Source organism: Kluyvera sp. EC_51 (assembly GCF_019584505.1).
GTDB lineage: Bacteria > Pseudomonadota > Gammaproteobacteria > Enterobacterales > Enterobacteriaceae > Kluyvera > Kluyvera sichuanensis.
In genome coordinates, this window is the sequence record NZ_VDAG01000093.1 from 1 (window position 1) to 1,374 (window position 1,374).

At 47.2% G+C, this 1,374-nt stretch carries 3 protein-coding genes; all 3 read right to left on the reverse strand.

Annotated features, from left to right (window positions below):
• Positions 1-198 precede the first annotated feature (198 nt).
• On the reverse strand, positions 199-837 hold the full coding sequence (locus tag FHC49_RS17575) for a hypothetical protein (RefSeq protein ID WP_220440453.1): 639 nt from the start codon (positions 835-837) through the stop codon (positions 199-201).
• Positions 834-1,106: a hypothetical protein gene (locus tag FHC49_RS17580; RefSeq protein WP_220440454.1), complete on the reverse strand. Its 273-nt coding sequence runs from the start codon at positions 1,104-1,106 to the stop codon at positions 834-836. The genes FHC49_RS17575 and FHC49_RS17580 overlap by 4 nt, the downstream gene beginning before the upstream one ends.
• A 175-nt stretch (positions 1,107-1,281) precedes the next feature.
• On the reverse strand, positions 1,282-1,374 hold a 93-nt coding region (locus FHC49_RS17585), incomplete at its 5' end, for an IS1 family transposase (protein ID WP_000306640.1).

Sequence of the window (1,374 nt, forward strand, 5' to 3'; positions counted from 1 at the left end):
CGGAGAATACTGATGATCTGTTCGTCGGAAAAACGCTTCTTCATGGGGATGTCCTCATGTGGCTTATGAAGACATTACTAACATCGGGGTGTACTAATCAACGGGGAGCAGGTCATTCAACAAAGCCTAGTGGCTCCTGAATTTTGACAATAAAAAACCCCGCTAAAGCGAGGTTTAGAATTTTTGATGGGAAAAATGTTATGAATAAAGCCGTGTATCGATGTAGATATACTGCTTTTTAAAACGTGGTGTAGGTGGCTGCCCGTCGATCTGCTCGCTGTAAATCTCACGCCCACCCACAATGTTACCGTACGCCCTGGCGGTAAGCGTTCCGTAAATATATAGCGTGGTGCCTGGGTCCAATGGGATCAAAAAGTTTGAACTCATCCCAGAAACCACTGCCGCCGGTAGCCCTACGTTTACGTCATAGTTGGCCCCAGCCCCCGACCCGGATCCGTTCCACGGGTTATTAACGAAATTTAATTCCAAAGGGAGACAATCGGTGTTCCAGGTCATTTCCCCGGCGGCGTTATAAACTGCGAGGCCAACACCCGACGTGATAGGAACAATGTTTGCGAATACATAAACATATCCCCCATTATTATTGCCGTTCAGGGCTAAATCCCATTTCCCATTAACGGCCTTTGGGATTACATATGCAGCCCCGTTTACATTATCGTTCCTGATAAAAGAAATTACGTTGGCTGTTGCGGGTATATCGGTGTGAAAAGTGGTAGGCCCAGTAAATCTATACCGGGTGATAAAATTCATTGGGGTGACTTCCGGGCTGATAAATAGGCTGCCATCATCCCGGAATATTTTTATACCGTAACTCATTTATACATGACCAATATTGGCTGATTCACTGATGCGTTAGACCAGGTAACAGTGCCGTTCACGACTGTCGCCGTTGCCGGTGTTTGCCCTTTTGTACCGCTTGGCGTAAAGATGTTTTGCGGATCTGCGACCAGAGTTTTCCCCTCAACGACCGGATAAGCCTTAGAGCCGGACGCCGGCGAAGTGATAACGGCTGCCACAAAAGTGGGGTTGAATCGCCCTACCAGTTCATTCCCCTTAGCGTCGAACAGTTGCACTCCGTAAGCCATAATCATCCCCCTTACATTGATAGTCCGTTAAATGTTCCGTTGATTTCCAGCCCGGAAAGAATCGCACATGCAGATTATTAACAGGCCTAATCCAGTACGTTCCATTTTTATCAATACGAATCTGTTTGATGGCAACGGTTGCTGTTCGCAACTCAGCGCCGGTAATGACTCCAACTTATTGATAGTGTTTTATGTTCAGATAATGCCCGATGACTTTGTCATGCAGCTCCACCGATTTTGAGAACGACAGCGACTTCCGTCCCAGCCG